Raw genomic sequence first — 18,890 nt, 5'->3', positions numbered from 1 at the left:
CGGACGCCCTCGGAATCGATCCATCCCCGCTGTGAGGGTTCGCCAAGTTCCAGATCGACGGGCTTCCATCGCTCGAACGTGATCTTGATACGCGCAGTCATGGTCTGTCTCCGAGTGTTGGGGACAGACCGCCCCCACGGGGGACGGTGTCCCCGTGGTGGGTGAAGTGAATGGATCGACCGGTGAGCCGGCGCACCCCTGCCCGATCCGGGGGTGCTTTCAGGGGCCTGATACGCTCAGGCGGGCGGTAAAGCCGTCATTCCCGAGGGTCGCGTGCGGCCCTGGGGAATGACGGCCCGAAGGCCGTCAGGGTTGAGAGTGGATTTCAAGCCTCACCCAACGGGCGAGACGCTCGGCTCCGCCGGAGATCCAGTGGTCGATCTCCGTTCCGGAACGCATGTCGAACGCCAGTACGCGCAGCGCAGCGACCTGAAGGTCCGGATCGATTACCCGGAGTCGGGTAAGGTCGAACGGAAATTCCTGGCCGTTGAAGAGACCGAGCAGAAAGAGACGGACGTGCCGTCCCTGTCCCGTCGGTGACTCCGCCGCGTCGGCGAGCTGGTTCAGGGCTTCCAGGGAGGCGGGATTCATCCCGCCTCCTCGGACTGCACCTCGGCCTCCGGCCGCAGGTGTTCAGCGGCTTTCCGGGCTTGGCTTGCGGCCCGGAAAATGGCCCGCTTGTCCTCCTTGAGCTTCCGGACCCAGGAGCCGATATAGCCCTCGTGGCGAAGATCCCCCTGGATACCGATCTCGGCACACAGGAAGGCAGCGCCCAACTCGGCGACCAGCTCCTCGAACGCATAGCGTTCGGACCCGAAGTGATCAAACTCCACGATCCCCTCGCGCGCGAGGCGGGACTCGTGCCCCGTCCAGTGCGTGAGTTCGTGGAGCGCCGTGGCGTAATAACCGGCCTCTTCCCGAAACGACGTCTTCGGGGGCAGCTGGATGTAATCCAGCTCGGGCGAATAGAACGCCCGGTCGCCTCCATGTCGGATCAGAGCCCCGGAGGACTCCAGCACCGAGTCCGCCGCCTCGATGGGCGTGAAGCTCGGTTCCAGAGCATCCCCGGTGGGACCCACGCGATACCGGTCCTCCAGATCATCGATCTGGTCCACGTTGAAGAGCTTGAAGGCCCGAAGGATCGGCACGGTTTTCATCACCGGCTCGCCCTTCTCGTCCGTCACCGGCTTGCCATCGCGGTCGGTCTTCTGCCGCTGGATTGGCTTGAAGAACACGGCCAGCGTGCTTTTCTCGCCCTTGCGTACCGAACCGCCGACGTTCGACGCTTGCTTGAAGGTCATCCACCGACTGGTGGAATACCCGTGGGCCACCTCCTGCATCCACAGGAGCATGACGTTGACCCCGTGATAGGGGCGATTGGTCGCGGCATTGACCGGCATTCCGCTCGCCAGTGCCGCCGTGTCGCGATCCCAGGGTTTGACCCAGGGCACGACTCCGTTTTCCAGGGCCGTGATGATCTGATCGGTCACTTCCTGGTACAGGTCCTTGGAGGCTTCTTTCTTGGACATGGTCTGTCTCCTGTGCATGAAAATTGGGGACAGACCGATCCCCGTGGGATCCGACTGCCCCACGGGGGTTGAAATGGTATGTTGACCGTTCGTACCCGAGCAGCGAGGCGCCGGTGATGAAGGTCATTGATGGTCAACGTTCCACCCTGGAACAGGCGCTGACGCGCGCCTTGTTCAGAGGCGAAACCGAGCGGTTCGAGCAGATCAACGATCAACTCAAACCGCGCGCGGTGAAGCTCAGTACGATTGCGACTTCAGATCGAGACGTGCCAGCAGCTCCTCGTCGATCAGACGAAGCGCAAGATTGATGTCGGCACGGCCCTCCCGAGTGCTCACCTGAGCGTTCAATGCTTGCTGACGCCGCTCCAGGATCTCCTGTTCGGTCGCCGCTTCCAGCCAGGCGATAAACGCCTTGATGGTTTCCTTGTCCATCGATGCTCTCCTGTCTGTGAACGGAGAGCGCCCCACCGGGGAGTGCTCTCCCCGTGGTGGGTGAAGTGAATGGATCGACCGGCGAAGCCGGCGCACCCCTGCCCGATCCGGGGGTGCTTTCAGGGGCCTGATACGCTCAGGCGGGCGGTAAAGCCGTCATCCCCCAGGGTCGCACGCGACCCTCGGGAATGACGCCCCGAAAGACAGCCGAACCCCGGGACAATGTCCCGGGGTTCGACGCACTACAGCGGTCAGCAGGGTGCTTCAAGGCACCAGTGACGCGGAGGTGGAGTCGCCACCCGAGCCGGACGGCGTTTGGTGATGTCGGGCTGAGTGAATCGAAGGTCCACGCGTTCGCCCGCGCGCTTGAATGCCATGCCTTCGTGTTTCCGGCTGATGTGAAGTCCTCGCATGAGTCTGTCTCCGAGTGTTGGGGACAGACCGCCCCCACGGGGGACGGTGTCCCCGTGGTGGGTGAAGGAAATGGATCGACCGGCAGTGCCGGCACCCTTCTTCCCGATCCGGAAGGGTTTTAAGGGGCCTGATACGCTCAGGTGGGCGGTAAAGCCGTCATTCCCCAGGGCCGCGCGCGACCCTCAGGAATGACGCCCCCGAAGGGGCGTCGGTTCGATCAACCGATCCGCATTTGCAGATGGTGAAGATCGGACGTGGACAGCTGTTCCAGATCGGCATCCGTAATGGGCTCCAGCGTGCGACTATCCAGTACCTGGAAACCGCACTTGAGGGCCTCGGAAACCGAGTCGAGCGAACGAAAGAGCTTGGTGATGGTGGTGCGAGCTTTCATGGGGTTTCTCCGTCAGTTGTGGGACACCCCGATCCCCCCTGCCGTGGCAAGGGGGATCGGTGGTGCCCCACAACGGAGACACCCCGTTGCCAGGGGGTGAGAGGATCCCCCTGGCGAACGGTCTGCCGGATTCAGGCGGCGGAGCTTTCCGGTTCCTGAGTCGAGTCCGAAGACTCGGTGTAGACGGTTTCGCCGTCCACCTTGACCCAGGCGACCCGGAGCAGCCGAGCCTTCAACGAAACGCCGGTCTGGCCGGCCTTCTCGCCTTTCTGGTACTCGAACAGATCCGGGTACAGATCACCCAGCTTGAACCCGATGAGGACCTTGCGATCTTCATCGACGTAGGACTTGGCCGCCTTGATCAGCCGCTCGGCTTCCGCCCCGCTGACCCGGCAATCGAACCGAGTCTTGTCGGGGGCGTCGGCGGATCCATGCAGCGCGACGATGTCGCACGCATAGAAGGACGCCCCCTTCTTGGGGCTCACCTCGCGCACCCGATTCAGGTAGCCAAGGCCGGTGATGTGAAGATCGAAGTATTTGCTCTCAGACATGGTGTTTCTCCTATCAGTGATGAATCCGGAGAAACCATGCCCGTCCGGGGATTGGTTTCCCCGGGAGGGTGAAGGTAGCGCGAGGCGCTACTTTTTCTTGTTGCGACGTTGCTGACGCACGCCAATGACGTTCAAGACGACGAAGACGACAAAAATAAGAGTGGCGATCAGCGCGAACGGCTCCATCACGACTCCTCCTCGTTGTGGATGTTTCCGATGACCAGGAGTGACACCCCGAGCGTGATCACGTAGAGCACGCTGATCAACGGCACCGCCTCCAGGAACAGCGCAATAACGCTCGCGACGATCATGCCGACGCCCATCTTGCGCGAATCTTCCTTGACGGTCTTGAGATTGACAAAGGGTCTTTTCACAAAGGCGCCTCCTTCGAGAATAGCCGAAAGAGACGCGCCCAACCGGGGGGAGGCTCTCCCCGGCGTGGGTGGATGGAATACAGCAGGACCGACTGGCTGGGCCAGCGCACCGCTACCCGGTCCGGGCGGTGCTTTCAGGGGCCTGATGCGCTCAGGCGGGCGGTAAAGTCGTGTGACGCTTCTAGTTTTATCCTTCCCAATAATCGTCTGTCAATTCATGCGGTTCGAGAGGGCGCTCGATCTGGCGCAGTTCCCGCACATCGGCCTCCACCCATGCGTGGTCCCGCTCCCGGTAGAGCAGGCGCTGCATCGGGGCGTCGTCCGGAATATCCAGGACTTCGCAGATCCCGTGTTCCGGGTGTTCCACCGTGGCGCCGGAAGCGCAGTGATCGCGGCGCTCGATGGGGAAGCGGATGATCGCCATGGGCTCTCCTGTTGTCTGGCGCAGTCAGTCGAACTGCAGCTGCACCTTGCCTTCCGATAGTTTCGCACCGGCATCAAAGGTTTTGCCAGTCCGCTTGCTCTTGAGACCCTTGAGCTGTACCCGATCCCCCGCGAACAGCGTGAGCGCCTGGGTCTCGGTCAGCTTCTTGCCACTGACCTGCTTCCAGACAATGGCGTTGCACGCTTCGCACTGCCAGGCCTTGGGTGATTCCTTGATGTTGCCCTGCTGGGCGCAGCCGCACTGCCCGACCGGCCCCTGTTTTGGGGCCTTGCCGGGTTTTCCGCCCTGGTCGGGCAGCGTGGTTGTGCAGTCCGGGTAGCGGGTACAGCCCCAAAACGCCCCGGACCCGCCCTTGCGCCGCCGCATGGGGGCCGAGCAGGTCGGACAGGCGTGCTGGGCCTGCGCCTCGACCTGAACCGCATCGGCCCCCTGCTGTTGAACGTGCTGCACCAGCCGCTTGACCCATTCGGCCTGCCGCTGCAGGAACCCATCGATCTCGCCTTCTCCGTTGGCGATCTGGTCCAGTGCCTGTTCCCACAGGGCCGTGGTGGACGGGTCCTTCACCGGATCCGGCAGCGCATCGATCAGCGACCGGGCGGCGGCCGTGGAGGTGAGTTTCTTCTTGCGCTCCTCCAGGTAACCGCGATCCATGAGGGTCTGGATGATCCCGGCGCGCGTCGCCTCCGTGCCGATGCCCGTGTTCTCTTTCAGGACGCGCCGCAGCCGCTCGTCCGCGATGGTGCGAGCGATGTTCTTCATGGCGGCGAGCAGCGTGCCCTGGGTAAAGCGCTCCGGCGGGGTGGTTTCCTTGTCGCGGATCTGCGCGCCGACCAGGGAGACGGGGTCGCCCTTCTGTACGTTGGGAAGCGCCTGGGCGCTTTCGTTGCGCTCCTCGGCCGAGGCGTCCGTCTGGATCAGCACGCGCCAGCCGCTTCGGCGGTTCACTCGCCCCTGCGCACGGAACGTCTCGCCCTCGGCCGCGACTTCCAGCCGTGTCTGGTCGTACTCGTAGGCGGGATAGAACTGCGCGATGAAGCGGCGCCGGATCAGGTCGTAGACCGCCTGTTCCCGCGACGACATGGCATGGACATCCGCCGCGGCGGTGGTCGGGATGATGGCGTGGTGCGCCGTGATCTTCGCATCGTTCCAGCAGCGCCCCTGCACGGAAGCATCCGCGCCTTCAACCAAGTGCTCGATGGTCGAGTCGCTCTGCATCAGCGCCTGCAGGACGTCGCGTGCCTCGCCGTGCTGGCTGACGGGCAGGTAGCGGCAGTCCGTCCGGGGGTACGACGTGGCCTTGTGCTTCTCGTACAGCGACTGCGCGGTATCGAGGACCTCCTGCGCCCCCATCCCCAGCCGTTTCGACGCCTCCTGTTGCAGTGTCGAGAGATCGAAGGGCAGCGGCGCTTGCTCGCGCTTGCGCTCGGTCTGCGCCAGGGTCACGGTGCCTTGCACCCCCTGTACACGCTGCGCCACAGAGGCGGCCGCCTGTTGACTGGTACAGCGGCCTTCGGCGTCACTGACCGCATCGGGTGGCACCCATCGGGCCTCCCAGGAGCCGTTCGTATGGCCGCAGCGGACCGAGACCTCGTAGTAGGGGAGCGGCTTGAACTGTTCGATCGCGCGGTCCCGATCGACCACGAGCTTGAGGGTGGGCGTCTGGACGCGCCCCACGGACAGCACACCGTCATAGCCCCGCGCCCGGGCCGCGAGGGTGTAGGCCCGTGTGAGGTTCATGCCCACAAGCCAGTCGGCACGGGCGCGCGCCACACCGGCGCGGTACAGGGGGTAGGTCTGATCCCCCGGCAGCAGGTTGGCGAGGGCCTTGCGCACGCTGGCCTCGTCCAGGGCGGCGAGCCAGAGGCGCTGGACGGGGCCCCGGTAGCCGCACAGCTCCAGGACCTCACGCGCGATCGTCTCGCCTTCCCGATCCGCGTCGGTGGCGACGACCACTTCGGAGGCCTGTTTCAGCAGGGACCGGATGCTGGAAAAGTGGCCCTTCACCTTGGGTCGCACGTTCATCCGCCACTGGTCCGGCAGGATGGGAAGCGTCTCCACGCGCCACTGCTTGAGCGCCGGGTCATAGTCTTGTGGCGGGGCCATTTCCAGCAGGTGCCCGAAGCACCAGGTGACTGTCACCCCATCCCCGCGAATACACGCATTTTCCTTGCGCGAAGCGCCGAGTACGCGCGCAATATCGCGGGCTTGTGAGGGCTTTTCCGCAAGAAACAGTCGCACGACCGGACCTACTCGACCGTGGAGCGCACTTTCGCGCGGAAGCGGTCCATGAACGCGTCCGTGGCGGGGAAGCCGTCTACCTGGTCCGTACCTTCGTAATACTCCACGGCGATGTGACTGCCGCTGCCCTCCCGGGAAATATCCATCTGAACCACGCCGGCGTGACCGAGGATTTCGCGGTAGTCCCGCACGGAGTAGAAGGAGCCGGGGTTTTCATGGAAATGGTAGGCGTCCGAGGCCTCCAGCCACGGCTGTCCGGCGGGATTGGTGCGCTGTTCCAGCGGCAGATACCCGAACTCGCGGCGGATGCGGTTGAAGGCGGTATCAACGTCGGTCGCGGTGGTGACCTCGAAGTTGAGGACCTCGTTCGCGTACTGCTGTTGGCCGCCGCCCTGGTTGTTGGACCCAGCCGTGGAGCTGCTGGAGGTCGTCGGGCGCGTCTCCTCAATCACAATGCAGCCGGACAGGGCCGCGATAGCGGCACCGGCGAGGAGGGTGCGGGTGATCGTTCCGTTCGTCATGGAGTGTCTCCTTCTTCCTTGGTTGGGTCATCGGCGGCTACGCGCGATGCGATCGTGGGTTCTGGCTTCGTGGGTACGCGGGTGACCGCGGCCCATTGCCCTCTGCGCCAGTCGGCGCTTTCGTCGGCCTCCTTCCCGGCCGCCTGGTCGCTGTGCGCCTCAAAGCGGGTCGTGGCGACCACGCGACCGAGTTCCACCAGTTGGGCTTGATACAAGGGCATGGCTCAGCGGACCTCGTCCGGGTGCGTCCACTCGCCGCACCAGTGGATCGCCTTCGTAAGGGGGAACGGTCCGTCGCTCTCGCCTATGGGCTGCAGCAGTCCCGGAGGGTGGCGCCGGCAGGAGCCCTCATTGGTGCCCAGACGGTGCCAGTAGATGCAGGCATCGCAGCGCGCACGGGCGAATGGGGTCTCAGGCATCCGTCCCTCCCGCGCGCTCGTCACGTTGCCGGAACGTCACGTCCTCGACGCGCGCAAGGTCCAGATCGACGGCGGACGCGCGGACTTCGAGGCGGGATCGCTCCTCGCCGGTCTCACGGTCACTCCATGTGGACTCGAACAGTTCACCCTCGACGTGGACCCGAGCGCCCTTCGGCAACAGGCGCGCGGCCTGTTCGGCACGGGGGCCCCACAGGGCCACGTCCAGCCAGAACCCGCCTTTGTCCTCAAAGCCGCCGTTGCCATCGGGCTTCGGACGATCAAAGAAGATCCGGAGGTTGGTGACGGGGGTGGACTCGCCGCCGCGTTCGGCATGACGAAGCGTGGGCGCCGCGCCCAAATTGCCGCGACCGGAAAAGCTGTTGGACATGGATCTGCACCAGACATGGGTTCGATGTCAGCGTGCGCGGCGCCCGGCATGGAAGCTAGGCGAAATCCAGAAGGGGGTCGGGGTGGTTTTGACCGACGGATGGGGCCCCGCAGGGTGTAACGGGATTACACCCCCGGGTCTGGCTCAGGGAGCCACTATCGGGATAGCGTTGACGCCGAGGCGGAACCGCGCGGCGATGGGTTCCGCATTCGGGCCCACTCGATTTTGGCGATCGTGACCAGCTGGAACCGCTGCAGATCATCCAGGCGATACTCGCGAATCTGCTCCAGCGCCTGTGCCGGGCCGATGACGTGGATGCCGAACTCGGTTCGCGCACGCCAGATCGCCCGCAGCGTCGGCGCCGGTTCCAGTGCCTCGAACAATTCATCCAGCTCGATCAGATCAAGGCCGTTCCACCCCTCCAACGGCACGATCCGACCCGCCCGGGCCGCTTGCTCCTCGGTCATGCTACCGAGGGATCGCCGCATGGCGCGCGCCGATTTACGGATTCCCTCCAGCCGTTTTCGGTCGCTGTAATTATCCTGCATGACTGCTGCCACCGCGCCACTGGTCTTCCAACGCGTTCAGTGCCTCAATCTGTGCCACCAGATCCTTGAGGCGTAGCCGCTCGTAGTTCCTCCTGCGATGTTCAAACGTCAGCATCCGCCCCCGACGCTCGATCTCCAGCCAAGCCAGCCGCGTCCGCTTGGGTACGCCCTCGCGGGACAGGGCCGCCTGCAGCATGTCCGAGGTGAACATCAACCAGGACTGTCCAACCCCATCGAACCCACGTAGACGCCAACGGAACACGGACCCACCTTCCCGCCGGGAACGATGGATCGCAGGATGTGCGACCCACGGCCGACGATAGGTGTCCTTGAACTCCTGCACCAGCTGGTCCATCTGATCATCGATCTGCCGTAGCTCGGTTTCGAGAACCTGCATTCGCTTACGTGCGTCAGCGAGTTTCATGTATCCCTCTCCAGTGGCCCCGCGCCCCCCTTACCCTTAAAGGGCCCTTTAGGCCATAACTACATGGCAGGCCTTCGGCCATAACTACTCCCCGTGCATCTGAGCCAGGCGACCGAACAAGGTCCATCACGTTCCGGTTTCCTGAGCCACGGCCGAGCCGTAGGATTCGGCCCGTTCGCCTGCAGGGGCGTCGGCTTCATCATCGTCCTCGTCGTCATAAAGCCCCGGGGGCGGCTCGCTACGCGCTTTCGGGTCCCGAATATCGGGTGCCACCGGCGCGCGCAAGGTCCCCTCCAGGACTTCCTTCGGCGGCATGCCGAGGTTCTCGATCGCCTTCCGGGCTTTCGCTGTGCCAGCGGCCACGTCGTCCCGGGTCACGCCCTGATACTGGAATCCCTGCGGAGCGTTGAACGCACTGCGGACCAGTCGGCCACCCTGATACAGCATCCGCTCGCTCTCGTCGCGGCCCATGAGCCCGACGTGTCGCGCGGTCAGGATGGCGCGTGCGGTCCGATCGAAGTCGGCGATCAGGTAGGCCCCCATGAAGCCGTAGGGGTTCGAGAACTCCAGTGGGACGGTGCAGGGACTCTGGCTCTGAGCCACGTCGATCTCGATTCCGGGCATTGAGGCCAGGAGTCGCTCGGTCTGTTCCCGTAGGGCATTGATGCCCTCGCGGTTCTCCGTGAGGGATTCATAGGTCTGGAGCAGTTTCCAGTCGGCCCACGGATCGTCCAGGGCCGCGGCTCGCCAGATCCGCCGCATCGTTGTGGCGAAGCGCACGAGCCCGATGATGGGCGCCTTCTTCTCGCTTGCGCCTCGTCCATGCACGAGTCGCTGCGCCTGGCGCGTCTGGATCTCCATCGCGGCGGACCCGCGCAGACCTCCGGGTGATGAACTGGCGGTACGCCAATCCACGATCGGGTCGGCCTCGTTCGGCATGGGTTTCGTGTCGGCCATAGTCGCCTCCTGGTTTCGTGAGTACCGGGGGGATCCCGGTCAGCGTGTTCTATCACCGCCCTCGGATTCCTGGCAGGCCAAATCCCAAATGGTCTGCCAGGGGGCTTCCGGGCGGTGATGATAAAGATCGGAACCTTCCATAAAGAGCCTGATGGCCGTAAGCGCGGACGCCTGGAGATCCGGATCGAGTCCGCGCAGGTCGGACAGGTCGAGCGGCCATTCCGGCGCGTTGTAGCAGGCGAGCACCACGCGACGAACGGAGCGCGATTGTCCGCTGCGACCCAATGCGACGAGCAGCAGTCGATCCAGGGCCTGATCTGCGTCTACTGTGGCAATCCTCGGCACGGGCATTCCCCTCTGGTCTGGCTCAAGGTGGGACGGGGTCCCACCCCTCTGGTCTGGCTCAAGGTGGGACGGGGTCCCACCCCTCTGGTCTGGCTCAAGGTGGGACGGGGTCCCACCCCTCTGGTCTGGCTCAAGGTGGGACGGGGTCCCACCCCTCTGGTCTGGCTCAAGGTGGGACGGGGTCCCACCCCTCTGGTCTGGCTCAGCGCTCCCAAACCGCGTCCACGCGCCGCTGGATCTCCTCCTTCACCTCCAGGGGTCGTCGGATCCCGTGCAGCCGGATCTCGCCGGTTTCGCCGCCGCCCGCCGAGGACACCCGGACCTCGCCGATTCCGATCAGGCGATCAATGACCCCCTGTTCCAGGGTCGGGATCCGGGCATTGGCATAGCGCATCGTGCGGCGGTGGCGCGCAATGATCCCGGTCTGCACCGTCACGCGGTCCGGTTCGAGGGTGAATCGGTAGTAGTAGATCGCGAGCACGATGCGGAACGCGGTGAACACCATCCAGATCCCGAGGACCATCGACAGCGCTGCCTGCACGATGGGCAGCTCGCCGATGCCCGGGATGGTCATGCGCCATTCGGCAATGCTCGCGCCTACTGGATCGGGCAACTGCCCCAGCCAGGCCGCGATCTCCGGCGTCCAGGCCAGCACGGCGAGGAGCAGCACAAACTTGAGCACCGTGGGCCATACACTGCGCAGCGCCGGCCGCAAGGTGTAGGTCGGCACCTCGGCGTCCGCGTCGGCGGGGTGGTCCCGGGGTGGCTCCCCGGCCGACGCCGGCCGGTACTCCCGTGCGGCCTGTCGCAGTGACTCGCTTGGTTTCTCGTCGTCCGGCGGCCGAGGCGGGGGCTCGGGTGGTGAATCGGGATCGACCCGGGCTACGCCGTAGCCCGCGTGCTGGTCGCCCCAATGCACTTCGACCAACTCGTACCGCTGGTCGGTCTCGCGATTCAGCGCATCCCGGACTACCCGAGCCCGGCCGTGACTGAACGGCATGTCGTGTTCATCGAGGATCATGCCCCTGACTCCTTGGGTCGGTGGGTGCTGCGACTGCGGGCCTTCTCCAATCGCTGCACCAGTTCGTTGTTCGCGTCGGGCTCGACCGTGACGACCTGGGCCTCGGCTTGCTCAACGCTTGCCTGATCGATTCGCCGTTCGCGCTCCGCCTGCTCGGCTTTGCGTCGCCGTCGTTCGGCCGCGTCCACGGCGTAGCTCGGCAGGAACTCGCCGCTGCGCGCCCGCTTGGCGACGGCACTCAGGTAGCGCAAGGGGTTTCGGATCGGATCCGTCTGAGCGCGATCCCGGATGGCACCGGCGACCTCGTCCAGGACCTGCTGGGCCTGGTCGGCGGGCAATCCCTGCAGGCATCGCTCAGCCAGCTTGCGGTGATCGGCGCCGAAGCTCTCGGGATAGTGCAGCTCAGCGGCGGCCTCCTCGCTGTCGCGCGCGCCCGGTGGTTCCAATACCTCAGAGGTAGGTTTTGTAGTAGTAGGTTTATATAAACTACTACTACCCCCGCGCGCGCGAGCCGAGTTAAGATTCTTAACTCGGTACGAAGTGGCTGTTTTTGAAGGATTTTCGTCGGGCTGGTCCACCGAGTTAAGATTCTTTACTTGGTGATCGGCGACCGAGTTAAGATTCTTTACTTGGCTCTCACCCGAGTTAGCCTCCTTAACTTGGCCACTTCCGGCGAGACCCCCGGGACTCGCGGCGGCCCGCACTGCCGGGTCGGGGTTATGGGTGGCGAGGCGGCGCTCAAAGCGACCGCCGGTGTCCACGGGATCCGTAAGGTCACGGTCGGCATCGAGGCGCTGATGGATCGTGGACAGCACCTGCCGGGCGGCCTCGCGCACCCGTCGATGGCCGTGATCGGTCAGGCTCTCCAGATAGGTGATGTACTCCGGATCGAGGTACATCGCCTCGGTGACCGATACCGCCTCGTCGTGGATCGCGTAGACGCTCCCCCGGTATCGGCCCTGACCGTCGCGGACGCGATCGCACAGCGAGATCCATCGAGTGATGCGCAGCATGGCGATGGCGGCGGCGATGGTGGGCCGGGACCCAAGCCCCGCACGTCCGAACTCGTCATACGACGGAAATCCGGCGGGGGCCTTGGGATCCGAGGTCGCTTGGATCACCATCCAGGCGAGCTTGTCGGTCGGCCCCAGCTCGTCCGCGAATAGCAGCGCCCGGGGGTGGGAGTCATGCCAGTTCCCGAAATACAGGACTGCGCCTTCCTCCTCGCCGGCGGGGTCCGGCGGTCGATCCCGTAGCTGTCGCGCGGCGTCCTCCAGGTACGCCTTGAGTCCTCGGATGCGGGGTGTGATTTCCGCTGCACTCACGACGAGCCCCCGGCGGAATAGAGGTGGGTCCCGAACTGGTGATGCACCAGGTCCACCACGGGTTGCGTCGTCTTGGCCGGCGGATACGTTGGGGCCCGATCGGTGAGTGTTTGCTGACACTCCGCGACGAGGCGGTAAACCGCAGCGGCCGAGGTTTTCGTGCTGCGCGCGACGTGGAGATAGCGATCCGGATCGGGTAGGTCCTTCGGGGCGGCCCGCCATGCGTCCCACATCGCCTGAGCCTGTTCGGGCGAGGGGGAGCGCGGCCGACCGGGCTGCGAGGGCAGCCCGAGCACTCGCCGACGTCGGGCCACATCCGTTGTCGTCATGCCGAATAGCGCCTCCATCATCCGGGCGTCGGCCTGGTGCCGCAGCAGCTCGTCCTGAACCTGCCGGGACTGGACCTCGCCCCGCGCTCGTTCGATCAGCTGATCGAACCGATCGGCGTCGATCTGCAGATCAATGAACAGATGCCCGAGCCGCGAAATCTCGACCAGCTCGTCGAACGTCATGTCGGCGAGCGTCGAGGCTTGGTCCGGTGTGAGGCCCAATACGCTGAGGGCGTTCATGTCGGCGTCCTGCAGCCTGGACATGGCGTAGCGCAGGACATGGAGGGTGAGATCCGCTGTGCTGCTCATGGCTCAGCCCTCCCACGGATCGAGATCGTCCGCGTCGGCCTGGTGCTGCAGGTCGCGGCAGGCCTGGACGAGGGCGACGAAGTCGGCGAAATCGGGCTCGCGAAGGCACGAACTGACCATCCAGCCCAGCGCGCGCCAGGGTGGCTCGGGGATGTGCCGCGCGATGACCTCCTCCTCGTCGCCTCGGTGAATCGCTGAGGCCAGGCGATGGGTGGGGGCGGTCTGCAGGACGCGGTCCGGGTGCAGGCCGATCTGCGACCAGCTGACCAGCAGCCACCAGGTCCAGAGGCGGTAGTCGTTCTCCACCCTGTTCATCCTGGCCCCCGCCTCCTCGACCGTCTCGCTCGGCAGGTCGATGAAGTAGCCATAGCCGATGTCTACGGGCTGGATCTGATCGGCGTAGTGGTAGCGGGTGGCGATCTGCCGGGCCAGCGTGTAGATCCGATCCCGAAGCTCCGCCACGGTTGGCGCGGGGCCGGGCGCGGGCTCAGTCGGCGCCGTGACCGGTGGGGCGGCAGGAGGCGGATCACCCGCACCGGCCCCATCACCGATCACTGGATCGGTTGCGGCCCCGGAACGTCCGGGGGACGCTCCGGGTGTTTCGGCAGGTGAGGCATCGTGGACCAGCGGTGTCGGTTGGCCCATTGCGCCTATGTCCGGGGGCATATTGGCTGGGCCCGTCGCACCCTCGGAATCCTGCGTCGGCGGCGTATCGAGTTCCATGCGCACGGTGCGCAGATCGAGGGACAACTCCTCGGCCAGGCGTCGCTCCAGCTCCTGCCGCGCAGCGCCGGGGTCCCAATCCGGCGCATCGGTAACGGCGAGGGACTCCTCGAAGACCATGTCCACCGCATCCTGGGTGTGTCCATGGGACTCGCCGACGGCATGGGCCGAACGGTGGAGCTTGCGGAGTTTCTCGACGCTGTCGTTGCCGAGCCCTCCGTAGAGGGCCTGTGGGATACAGGGCAGAAGGGTCTTCGCAGCGTACTCAAACCGAAAGAGCAGTTTTCGTGACGCGGTATAGCCGATCTCCTGCAGCCGCCGCTGGAGTTCGCTGCGGCTCAGGCTCTCGCCGACTTCCGACTCGAACATTTCGCGCAGCCGATCGACCGCGAGGGCGCGATCGATCAGGGCCATCGTCCCGCGCATTTCGTTCTCGACCAGGTGCGCACCCAACACATCCTGGTCCGAGGTCCAGGGATGGAACAGCACATGGACCTTGCGGTACGCCTCGTCGCCGGTCTCTTCGTACAGCTCCTGCAGGATCTGAAGCCGCGTGTTCCCGCCGGCGCGTACCATGTAGAGGTCGTCGTCCGGCCGCCGGGTGACTTCAATGGCGTTGTTCAGACGCTTCTGCGCCCGGATGGAGGCCTTGATTTCGTCGTACTGCGGGTTGCGCTGCCGCCGGGGGTTTCCGTCATACGGCCGGATCCGGTCGATCTCCAACACCATCTGCGTGACGGTCAGGGGGTCGCCTGGCGGCAGCTCCTGCGCCGCCGCATCGCCAAAATGACCGACAGTCAGGCGGCTGCGCAACTCCTCGGAACTCAGCTGTTTCTTAGCCATGTTGCGCCCCTCCCCGGATCAGGTGAGGCAGCAGCTCCTCGGTGAGGCGGCGCATGGTCTCGGCGCCGGACAGGGTGGGGCCTTGCCGGTGGGGCTCCCACCGATGGACGGGCACCTGCTGGGTGGCCGCCTCGCGGTAGGCCACGGCGGAGGGGATGAACGTATCGAGGATGGTGATCTGGCCGCGACTTTCACCGGTGGCCTCGCGCCGGAGTTCGTCCGCGATCGCGCGGCCGTCTCCGGTTCGGTCTACCCGATAGAGGAGGCCGCGCAGCGGACCGACCGGTGCGCCCATGGCCGCCATCGGTCGCAGCCGATCAAGCATCGACACGGTCCCGCGCGCGAACTCGCGGGCGGAGAGGATTTCCGGGGGAATAGGCGAGAGCAGGAAGTCTGCCGCCAGGACGGCGGCATCCTGCAGGGGACCGACAGCCCCCTGGGTATCCAGCAGGACGACGTCATAGAGGTCGTCGTAATCCGCGAGGATGTGTTTGAGTCGCACGCGGCCGTCCGGCGTGTGCAGGATCCATTGCTGCAGCCGACCCTGGGGGTCGTTGGAAAGCACAATGTCGAGTGCCCCGTCGTGCTCGCCGTCGAGCGGGATGTCGATCGGAGTGACCGTGCCGTCGGTGTCGCCAGCGGTAATGAGTTCGGTGAGTCCCCCGGCGGCGATCAGGGCCGGGTCCACCGGGAAGTAGCTGGACAGGGTGGGCTGGATGTCGGCGTCGATCAGCAGGACCTTGTAGCCGAGGTCCGCGAGGTAGGCGCCGAGGTTGGCCGTGACGGTGGTCTTGCCGACACCGCCCTTGGTTGATGTGGTCGTGATTCGGACTGTCATAATGGTGCCCCTTGGTACTGGTGTGTTTACCAGTCCTCACGGGTCACCTGACGTAACGCCCTCTACATTGTTTGGTCACCGGCACCGATTCGTAATCGATAGGTCGGAGGTTCGACTCCTCTCGCCGGCACCATTTTCCCCTGCGCCCGGTGCGGCGCGTCTGCGTCAGTTTCGGCCGCCGCGCTGCGGGCGCCCGCCGCCGGAGCGCGGGCCACCCCGGCCACCTCCGCGCCGATCGTCGCGCGGCTTGCGCGGACGCGGCTTCGGTTTCACGGCATCCTGGAACAGCCGCTCGGGGTCGACGCTCGCGGTGGGGATGCGCTCGCCCAGATAGCTCTCGATGTCCGGCAGGTAGAAGGCCGAGTCCTCGCAGCCGAAGCTGATCGCGTCGCCCTCGGCGCCGGCGCGGGCCGTGCGCCCGATGCGGTGCACGTAATCCTCGCCGGACTGCGGCAGGTCAAAGTTGAAGACGTGACTGACCGCGGGGATGTGCAGCCCGCGCGCGGCGACATCGGTCGCCACCAGAAAGCGGTACTCCCCGGAGGCGAACTGTTCCAGCAGGGTCTGGCGCTTGCGCTGTGGCACGTCCCCCGACAGCAGGGCGGCCTTCTGCTCGTTCGCGTTCAGCCAGTCGCAGACCTTCTCGGCGCCATGCTTGGTGTTCACGAACACGATCGCGCGCTCGGGCTCCAGGTCACGCGCGAGCCCTAGCAGCAGCGGGATCTTCTCGTCGTTGGCCGGGTAGTAGATCACCTGGCGCACGCGGTCCGCGGTCAGGGTCTCGGCCTCGACCTGGACCTTCTCCGGGTTGTTCATGTGCTCGAAGGCCAGCTCCATCACGCGGTAGGACAGCGTGGCCGAGAACAGCATGGACAGGCGCTCGTCGGGGGGTGCGCAGCGGCGCATCAGGAAGCGCACATCCTTGATAAAGCCGAGATCGAACATGCGGTCGGCCTCGTCCAGCACCACCACTTCGGTGTACTTGAGGCCGAAGACCTTCTGCTTGAAGTAGTCGATGATGCGCCCCGGTGTCCCGATCAGGATGTCCGCCCCGGCCTCGAGCTGCTCGCGCTGCGTGTCATAGCCGGTGCCGCCGTAGGCCAGGGCCAGCTTCAGCCCCGTCTCCGCGCCCAGCGACTCGGCATCCTTGTGGATCTGGATGGCCAGTTCGCGGGTCGGCGCCAGGATCAGGGCGCGCACGTCCGTGGGGCGGCGGTTCGGCGAGGGCGCCTGGCGCAGCAGCCGGTTGAAGGTCGCGATCAGGAAGGCCGCGGTCTTGCCGGTCCCGGTCTGCGCCTGGCCGGCGACGTCGCGCCCGGCCAGGGCGATCGGCAATGTCTGCGCCTGGATCGGGGTGCAGGTCTCGAAACCGGTGGCGCGGATGCCCGCCTGGACGGGTTCGGGCAGATCGAGCTGGTCGAAGCGGGGCGTGTCCTGGGCGGTTTCGGTCATCGGGTTCCTCGGGTGCTGCCTGTTACTTGAACTGTCCGGCGCTGATCGTCGATAGTAAGGCCGAGCAGCCGGCGGTGCGGGCTGTTCCCCCAACCCAAGTCATGAGGGCTCGGAGTGAGCGACAAAATTGTTTACACATCGGACGCCGGTTTCGACGAGGACGTCCTGAAGGCCGACCAGCCCGTCCTGGTGGACTACTGGGCCGAGTGGTGCGGTCCCTGCAAGATGATCGCGCCCATTCTGGACGAAATCGCCGAAGAATACGCCGGCAAGGTCAAGGTCGCCAAGCTGCACATCGACGAGAACCCGTCCACGCCGCCGAAGTTTGGCATCCGCGGGATCCCGACGCTCATGCTGTTCAAGGGCGGCGATGTCGAGGCCACCAAGGTCGGTGCCCTGTCCAAGTCGCAGCTGACCGCGTTCCTGGACCAGCACCTGTAATATCCGCGCCTGGCGGTCCGCCGCCAGGCCCAGCAGGCGCATGGCTTCGCCGGGCTTGCCCCGCGCCGCCGCCTCGCTTACCATCGAACGAGTTCGAGTGGCCGCCAGGCCATTCCCTGCCTCCTTCCAGTCAATCCGTGCGGCCACCCCCGGTCGCCGATCATCCACGTTGAATACAGCACCCCACGCATGAATCTGACCGAATTGAAGCGGATGTCCGCTGCCGATCTCGTGGCCTTCGCCGAAGAAAAGGGCATCGAGAACATGTCCCGCGCGCGCAAGCAGGAGATCATCTTTGCCCTGCTCAAGGCCCACGCCAAGAGCGGCGAGGCCATCTACGGCGACGGCGTCCTCGAGATCCTCTCGGACGGCTTCGGCTTTCTGCGCAGCGCCGACAGCTCCTACCAGGCCGGCCCGGACGACGTCTACGTCTCGCCCAGCCAGATCCGCCGCTTCGGCCTGCGCACCGGGGACACCATCTCCGGCAAGATCCGCCCGCCCAAGGACAACGAACGCTACTTCGCACTGCTGAAGGTCTCGGAGATCAACTTCGAGCCGCCGGAGAACGCCAAGCACAAGGTGCTGTTCGAGAACCTGACCCCTCTGCATGCCAACGAGCGCATGCGCATGGAGCGCGGCAACGGTTCCACCGAGGACATCACCGCCCGCGTGATCGACATCGTCGCGCCGTTCGGCAAGGGCCAGCGTGGCCTGATCGTCTCCCCGCCCAAGGCGGGCAAGACGCTGATGCTGCAGAACATCGCGCAGAGCATCGCCGCGAACTACCCCGAGTGCTACCTGATCGTGCTGCTGATCGACGAGCGCCCGGAGGAGGTCACCGAGATGGACCGCATGGTCCAGGGCGAGGTCGTCTCCTCCACCTTCGACGAGCCGGCCCAGCGCCATGTGCAGGTCGCCGAGATGGTGATCGAGAAGGCCAAGCGGCTGGTCGAGCACAAGCGCGACGTCGTCATTCTGCTGGACTCCATCACCCGCCTGGCGCGCGCCTACAACACCGTGGCGCCGAGCTCCGGCAAGGTGCTGACCGGCGGCGTGGACGCCAACGCCCTGCATCGCCCGAAGCGCTTCTTCGGCGCCGCGCGCAACGTGGAAGAGGGCGGCAGCCTGACCATCCTCGCCACCGCGCTGGTGGATACTGGCTCCAAGATGGACGAAGTGATCTACGAGGAGTTCAAGGGCACCGGCAACATGGAGGTGCACCTGGAACGCCGCATCGCCGAGAAGCGCATCTACCCGGCGATCAACGTGAACCGCTCCGGCACCCGCCGCGAGGAACTGCTGACCGCCCCGGACGAGCTGCAAAAGCTCTGGATCCTGCGCAAGTTCCTGCACGGCATGGACGACATCGAGGCCATGGAATTCCTGCTCGGCCGCATGCAGTCGTCCAAGACCAATTCCGAATTCTTCGACCAGATGAAGCGCAGCTAGCTGAGACCCGCTGCGGCCGCCTCTGCCTCGAAAGGCAAGGGCGGTTTACAGGAAGGTTCGAAGTACGGAAGGTTTCAGGGCTATCCGGGTACGGCCGAGGCCTCGTGGGTCGGCCCATCGCCGGAGGCTGTTACAGGCCCGTTTTGATCCGTTCTTCCCGTCTTCATGCCTTCCTGTAGAGTGC

General features: G+C 65.4%; 24 protein-coding genes. 2 read left to right on the top strand and 22 right to left on the bottom strand.

Going from position 1 to position 18,890, the window contains the following annotated elements:
- Nucleotides 1-306: 306 nt before the first annotated feature.
- The 22 genes from F627_RS0114655 to F627_RS0114545 form a co-directional block, all read right to left on the bottom strand.
- Nucleotides 307-591: a hypothetical protein gene (locus F627_RS0114655; protein WP_019584481.1), complete on the bottom strand. Its 285-nt coding sequence runs from the start codon at nucleotides 589-591 to the stop codon at nucleotides 307-309.
- Nucleotides 588-1,529: an ArdC family protein gene (locus tag F627_RS0114650; RefSeq protein ID WP_019584480.1), complete on the bottom strand. Its 942-nt coding sequence runs from the start codon at nucleotides 1,527-1,529 to the stop codon at nucleotides 588-590. Before F627_RS0114650 ends, F627_RS0114655 begins: the two co-directional genes overlap by 4 nt.
- 237 nt (nucleotides 1,530-1,766) lie before the next feature.
- The gene (locus tag F627_RS0114645; RefSeq protein ID WP_017941449.1) at nucleotides 1,767-1,961 is read right to left on the bottom strand and encodes a hypothetical protein; all 195 of its coding nucleotides are present in this window, start codon (nucleotides 1,959-1,961) and stop codon (nucleotides 1,767-1,769) included.
- A 631-nt stretch (nucleotides 1,962-2,592) separates the two neighbouring features.
- Complete coding sequence (locus F627_RS17170) at nucleotides 2,593-2,766, bottom strand: hypothetical protein (protein ID WP_019584479.1); 174 nt, start codon at nucleotides 2,764-2,766, stop codon at nucleotides 2,593-2,595.
- Nucleotides 2,767-2,897: 131 nt separating this feature from the next.
- Nucleotides 2,898-3,317, bottom strand: a complete 420-nt coding sequence (locus F627_RS0114635; RefSeq protein ID WP_019584478.1) for an STY4534 family ICE replication protein — start codon at nucleotides 3,315-3,317, stop codon at nucleotides 2,898-2,900.
- Nucleotides 3,318-3,502: 185 nt separating this feature from the next.
- Nucleotides 3,503-3,691 (bottom strand): hypothetical protein, encoded by a 189-nt coding sequence (locus F627_RS0114625; protein ID WP_018879180.1) that lies wholly within the window; start codon nucleotides 3,689-3,691, stop codon nucleotides 3,503-3,505.
- 187 nt (nucleotides 3,692-3,878) lie between these two features.
- Nucleotides 3,879-4,115: a hypothetical protein gene (locus tag F627_RS0114620; RefSeq protein WP_018994352.1), complete on the bottom strand. Its 237-nt coding sequence runs from the start codon at nucleotides 4,113-4,115 to the stop codon at nucleotides 3,879-3,881.
- Between the two features lie 24 nt (nucleotides 4,116-4,139).
- On the bottom strand, nucleotides 4,140-6,374 hold the full coding sequence (locus tag F627_RS0114615; RefSeq protein WP_081630775.1) for a DNA topoisomerase III: 2,235 nt from the start codon (nucleotides 6,372-6,374) through the stop codon (nucleotides 4,140-4,142).
- A gap of 8 nt (nucleotides 6,375-6,382) precedes the next feature.
- Nucleotides 6,383-6,895: a hypothetical protein gene (locus tag F627_RS0114610; RefSeq protein ID WP_019584475.1), complete on the bottom strand. Its 513-nt coding sequence runs from the start codon at nucleotides 6,893-6,895 to the stop codon at nucleotides 6,383-6,385.
- Complete coding sequence (locus tag F627_RS0114605; protein ID WP_017926602.1) at nucleotides 6,892-7,116, bottom strand: hypothetical protein; 225 nt, start codon at nucleotides 7,114-7,116, stop codon at nucleotides 6,892-6,894. The genes F627_RS0114610 and F627_RS0114605 overlap by 4 nt, the downstream gene beginning before the upstream one ends.
- A gap of 3 nt (nucleotides 7,117-7,119) precedes the next feature.
- Complete coding sequence (locus F627_RS16740; RefSeq protein ID WP_081619724.1) at nucleotides 7,120-7,314, bottom strand: acyltransferase; 195 nt, start codon at nucleotides 7,312-7,314, stop codon at nucleotides 7,120-7,122.
- Nucleotides 7,307-7,702, bottom strand: a complete 396-nt coding sequence (ssb, locus tag F627_RS0114600) for a single-stranded DNA-binding protein (protein WP_018879177.1) — start codon at nucleotides 7,700-7,702, stop codon at nucleotides 7,307-7,309. The genes F627_RS16740 and ssb overlap by 8 nt, the downstream gene beginning before the upstream one ends.
- 155 nt (nucleotides 7,703-7,857) lie before the next feature.
- Entirely contained in the window at nucleotides 7,858-8,250 is a 393-nt protein-coding gene (locus F627_RS0114595) for a hypothetical protein (RefSeq protein ID WP_026332131.1), read from the bottom strand.
- On the bottom strand, nucleotides 8,240-8,647 hold the full coding sequence (locus F627_RS0114590) for a hypothetical protein (protein WP_019584473.1): 408 nt from the start codon (nucleotides 8,645-8,647) through the stop codon (nucleotides 8,240-8,242). The genes F627_RS0114595 and F627_RS0114590 overlap by 11 nt, the downstream gene beginning before the upstream one ends.
- A gap of 153 nt (nucleotides 8,648-8,800) precedes the next feature.
- Nucleotides 8,801-9,631, bottom strand: a complete 831-nt coding sequence (locus F627_RS0114585) for a PFL_4669 family integrating conjugative element protein (RefSeq protein WP_019584472.1) — start codon at nucleotides 9,629-9,631, stop codon at nucleotides 8,801-8,803.
- Between the two features lie 39 nt (nucleotides 9,632-9,670).
- The gene (locus tag F627_RS0114580) at nucleotides 9,671-9,982 is read right to left on the bottom strand and encodes a hypothetical protein (protein ID WP_019584471.1); all 312 of its coding nucleotides are present in this window, start codon (nucleotides 9,980-9,982) and stop codon (nucleotides 9,671-9,673) included.
- Between the two features lie 196 nt (nucleotides 9,983-10,178).
- Complete coding sequence (locus F627_RS0114575) at nucleotides 10,179-10,997, bottom strand: PH domain-containing protein (protein WP_019584470.1); 819 nt, start codon at nucleotides 10,995-10,997, stop codon at nucleotides 10,179-10,181.
- The gene (locus tag F627_RS0114570; protein WP_019584469.1) at nucleotides 10,994-12,322 is read right to left on the bottom strand and encodes an STY4528 family pathogenicity island replication protein; all 1,329 of its coding nucleotides are present in this window, start codon (nucleotides 12,320-12,322) and stop codon (nucleotides 10,994-10,996) included. Before F627_RS0114570 ends, F627_RS0114575 begins: the two co-directional genes overlap by 4 nt.
- Nucleotides 12,319-12,960 carry a DUF2857 domain-containing protein gene (locus F627_RS0114565; protein ID WP_018878662.1) on the bottom strand — a complete coding sequence of 214 codons (642 nt, stop codon included), beginning with the start codon at nucleotides 12,958-12,960 and terminating at the stop codon, nucleotides 12,319-12,321. The genes F627_RS0114570 and F627_RS0114565 overlap by 4 nt, the downstream gene beginning before the upstream one ends.
- A gap of 3 nt (nucleotides 12,961-12,963) precedes the next feature.
- The gene (locus F627_RS0114560; protein ID WP_019584468.1) at nucleotides 12,964-14,526 is read right to left on the bottom strand and encodes a ParB family protein; all 1,563 of its coding nucleotides are present in this window, start codon (nucleotides 14,524-14,526) and stop codon (nucleotides 12,964-12,966) included.
- Nucleotides 14,519-15,364, bottom strand: coding sequence for a ParA family protein (locus F627_RS0114555; protein WP_019584467.1), 846 nt, complete (start codon nucleotides 15,362-15,364; stop codon nucleotides 14,519-14,521). The genes F627_RS0114560 and F627_RS0114555 overlap by 8 nt, the downstream gene beginning before the upstream one ends.
- A 165-nt stretch (nucleotides 15,365-15,529) precedes the next feature.
- Nucleotides 15,530-16,816, bottom strand: coding sequence for a DEAD/DEAH box helicase (locus F627_RS0114545; protein WP_019584466.1), 1,287 nt, complete (start codon nucleotides 16,814-16,816; stop codon nucleotides 15,530-15,532).
- Nucleotides 16,817-16,930: 114 nt separating this feature from the next.
- Between F627_RS0114545 and trxA the strand changes: the two genes are divergently transcribed.
- Nucleotides 16,931-17,257 carry a thioredoxin TrxA gene (gene trxA / locus F627_RS0114540; RefSeq protein WP_019584465.1) on the top strand — a complete coding sequence of 109 codons (327 nt, stop codon included), beginning with the start codon at nucleotides 16,931-16,933 and terminating at the stop codon, nucleotides 17,255-17,257.
- A 189-nt stretch (nucleotides 17,258-17,446) separates the two neighbouring features.
- Complete coding sequence (gene rho, locus F627_RS0114535; RefSeq protein ID WP_018867683.1) at nucleotides 17,447-18,706, top strand: transcription termination factor Rho; 1,260 nt, start codon at nucleotides 17,447-17,449, stop codon at nucleotides 18,704-18,706.
- Nucleotides 18,707-18,890 lie beyond the last annotated feature (184 nt).

Origin of the sequence: Thioalkalivibrio sp. ALE16, assembly GCF_000381305.1 — a bacterium.
Taxonomy (GTDB): domain Bacteria; phylum Pseudomonadota; class Gammaproteobacteria; order Ectothiorhodospirales; family Ectothiorhodospiraceae; genus Thioalkalivibrio.
The sequence above is the reverse complement of the archived record's forward strand: the minus strand, read 5'-3'. Positions and strand labels throughout refer to the sequence as shown.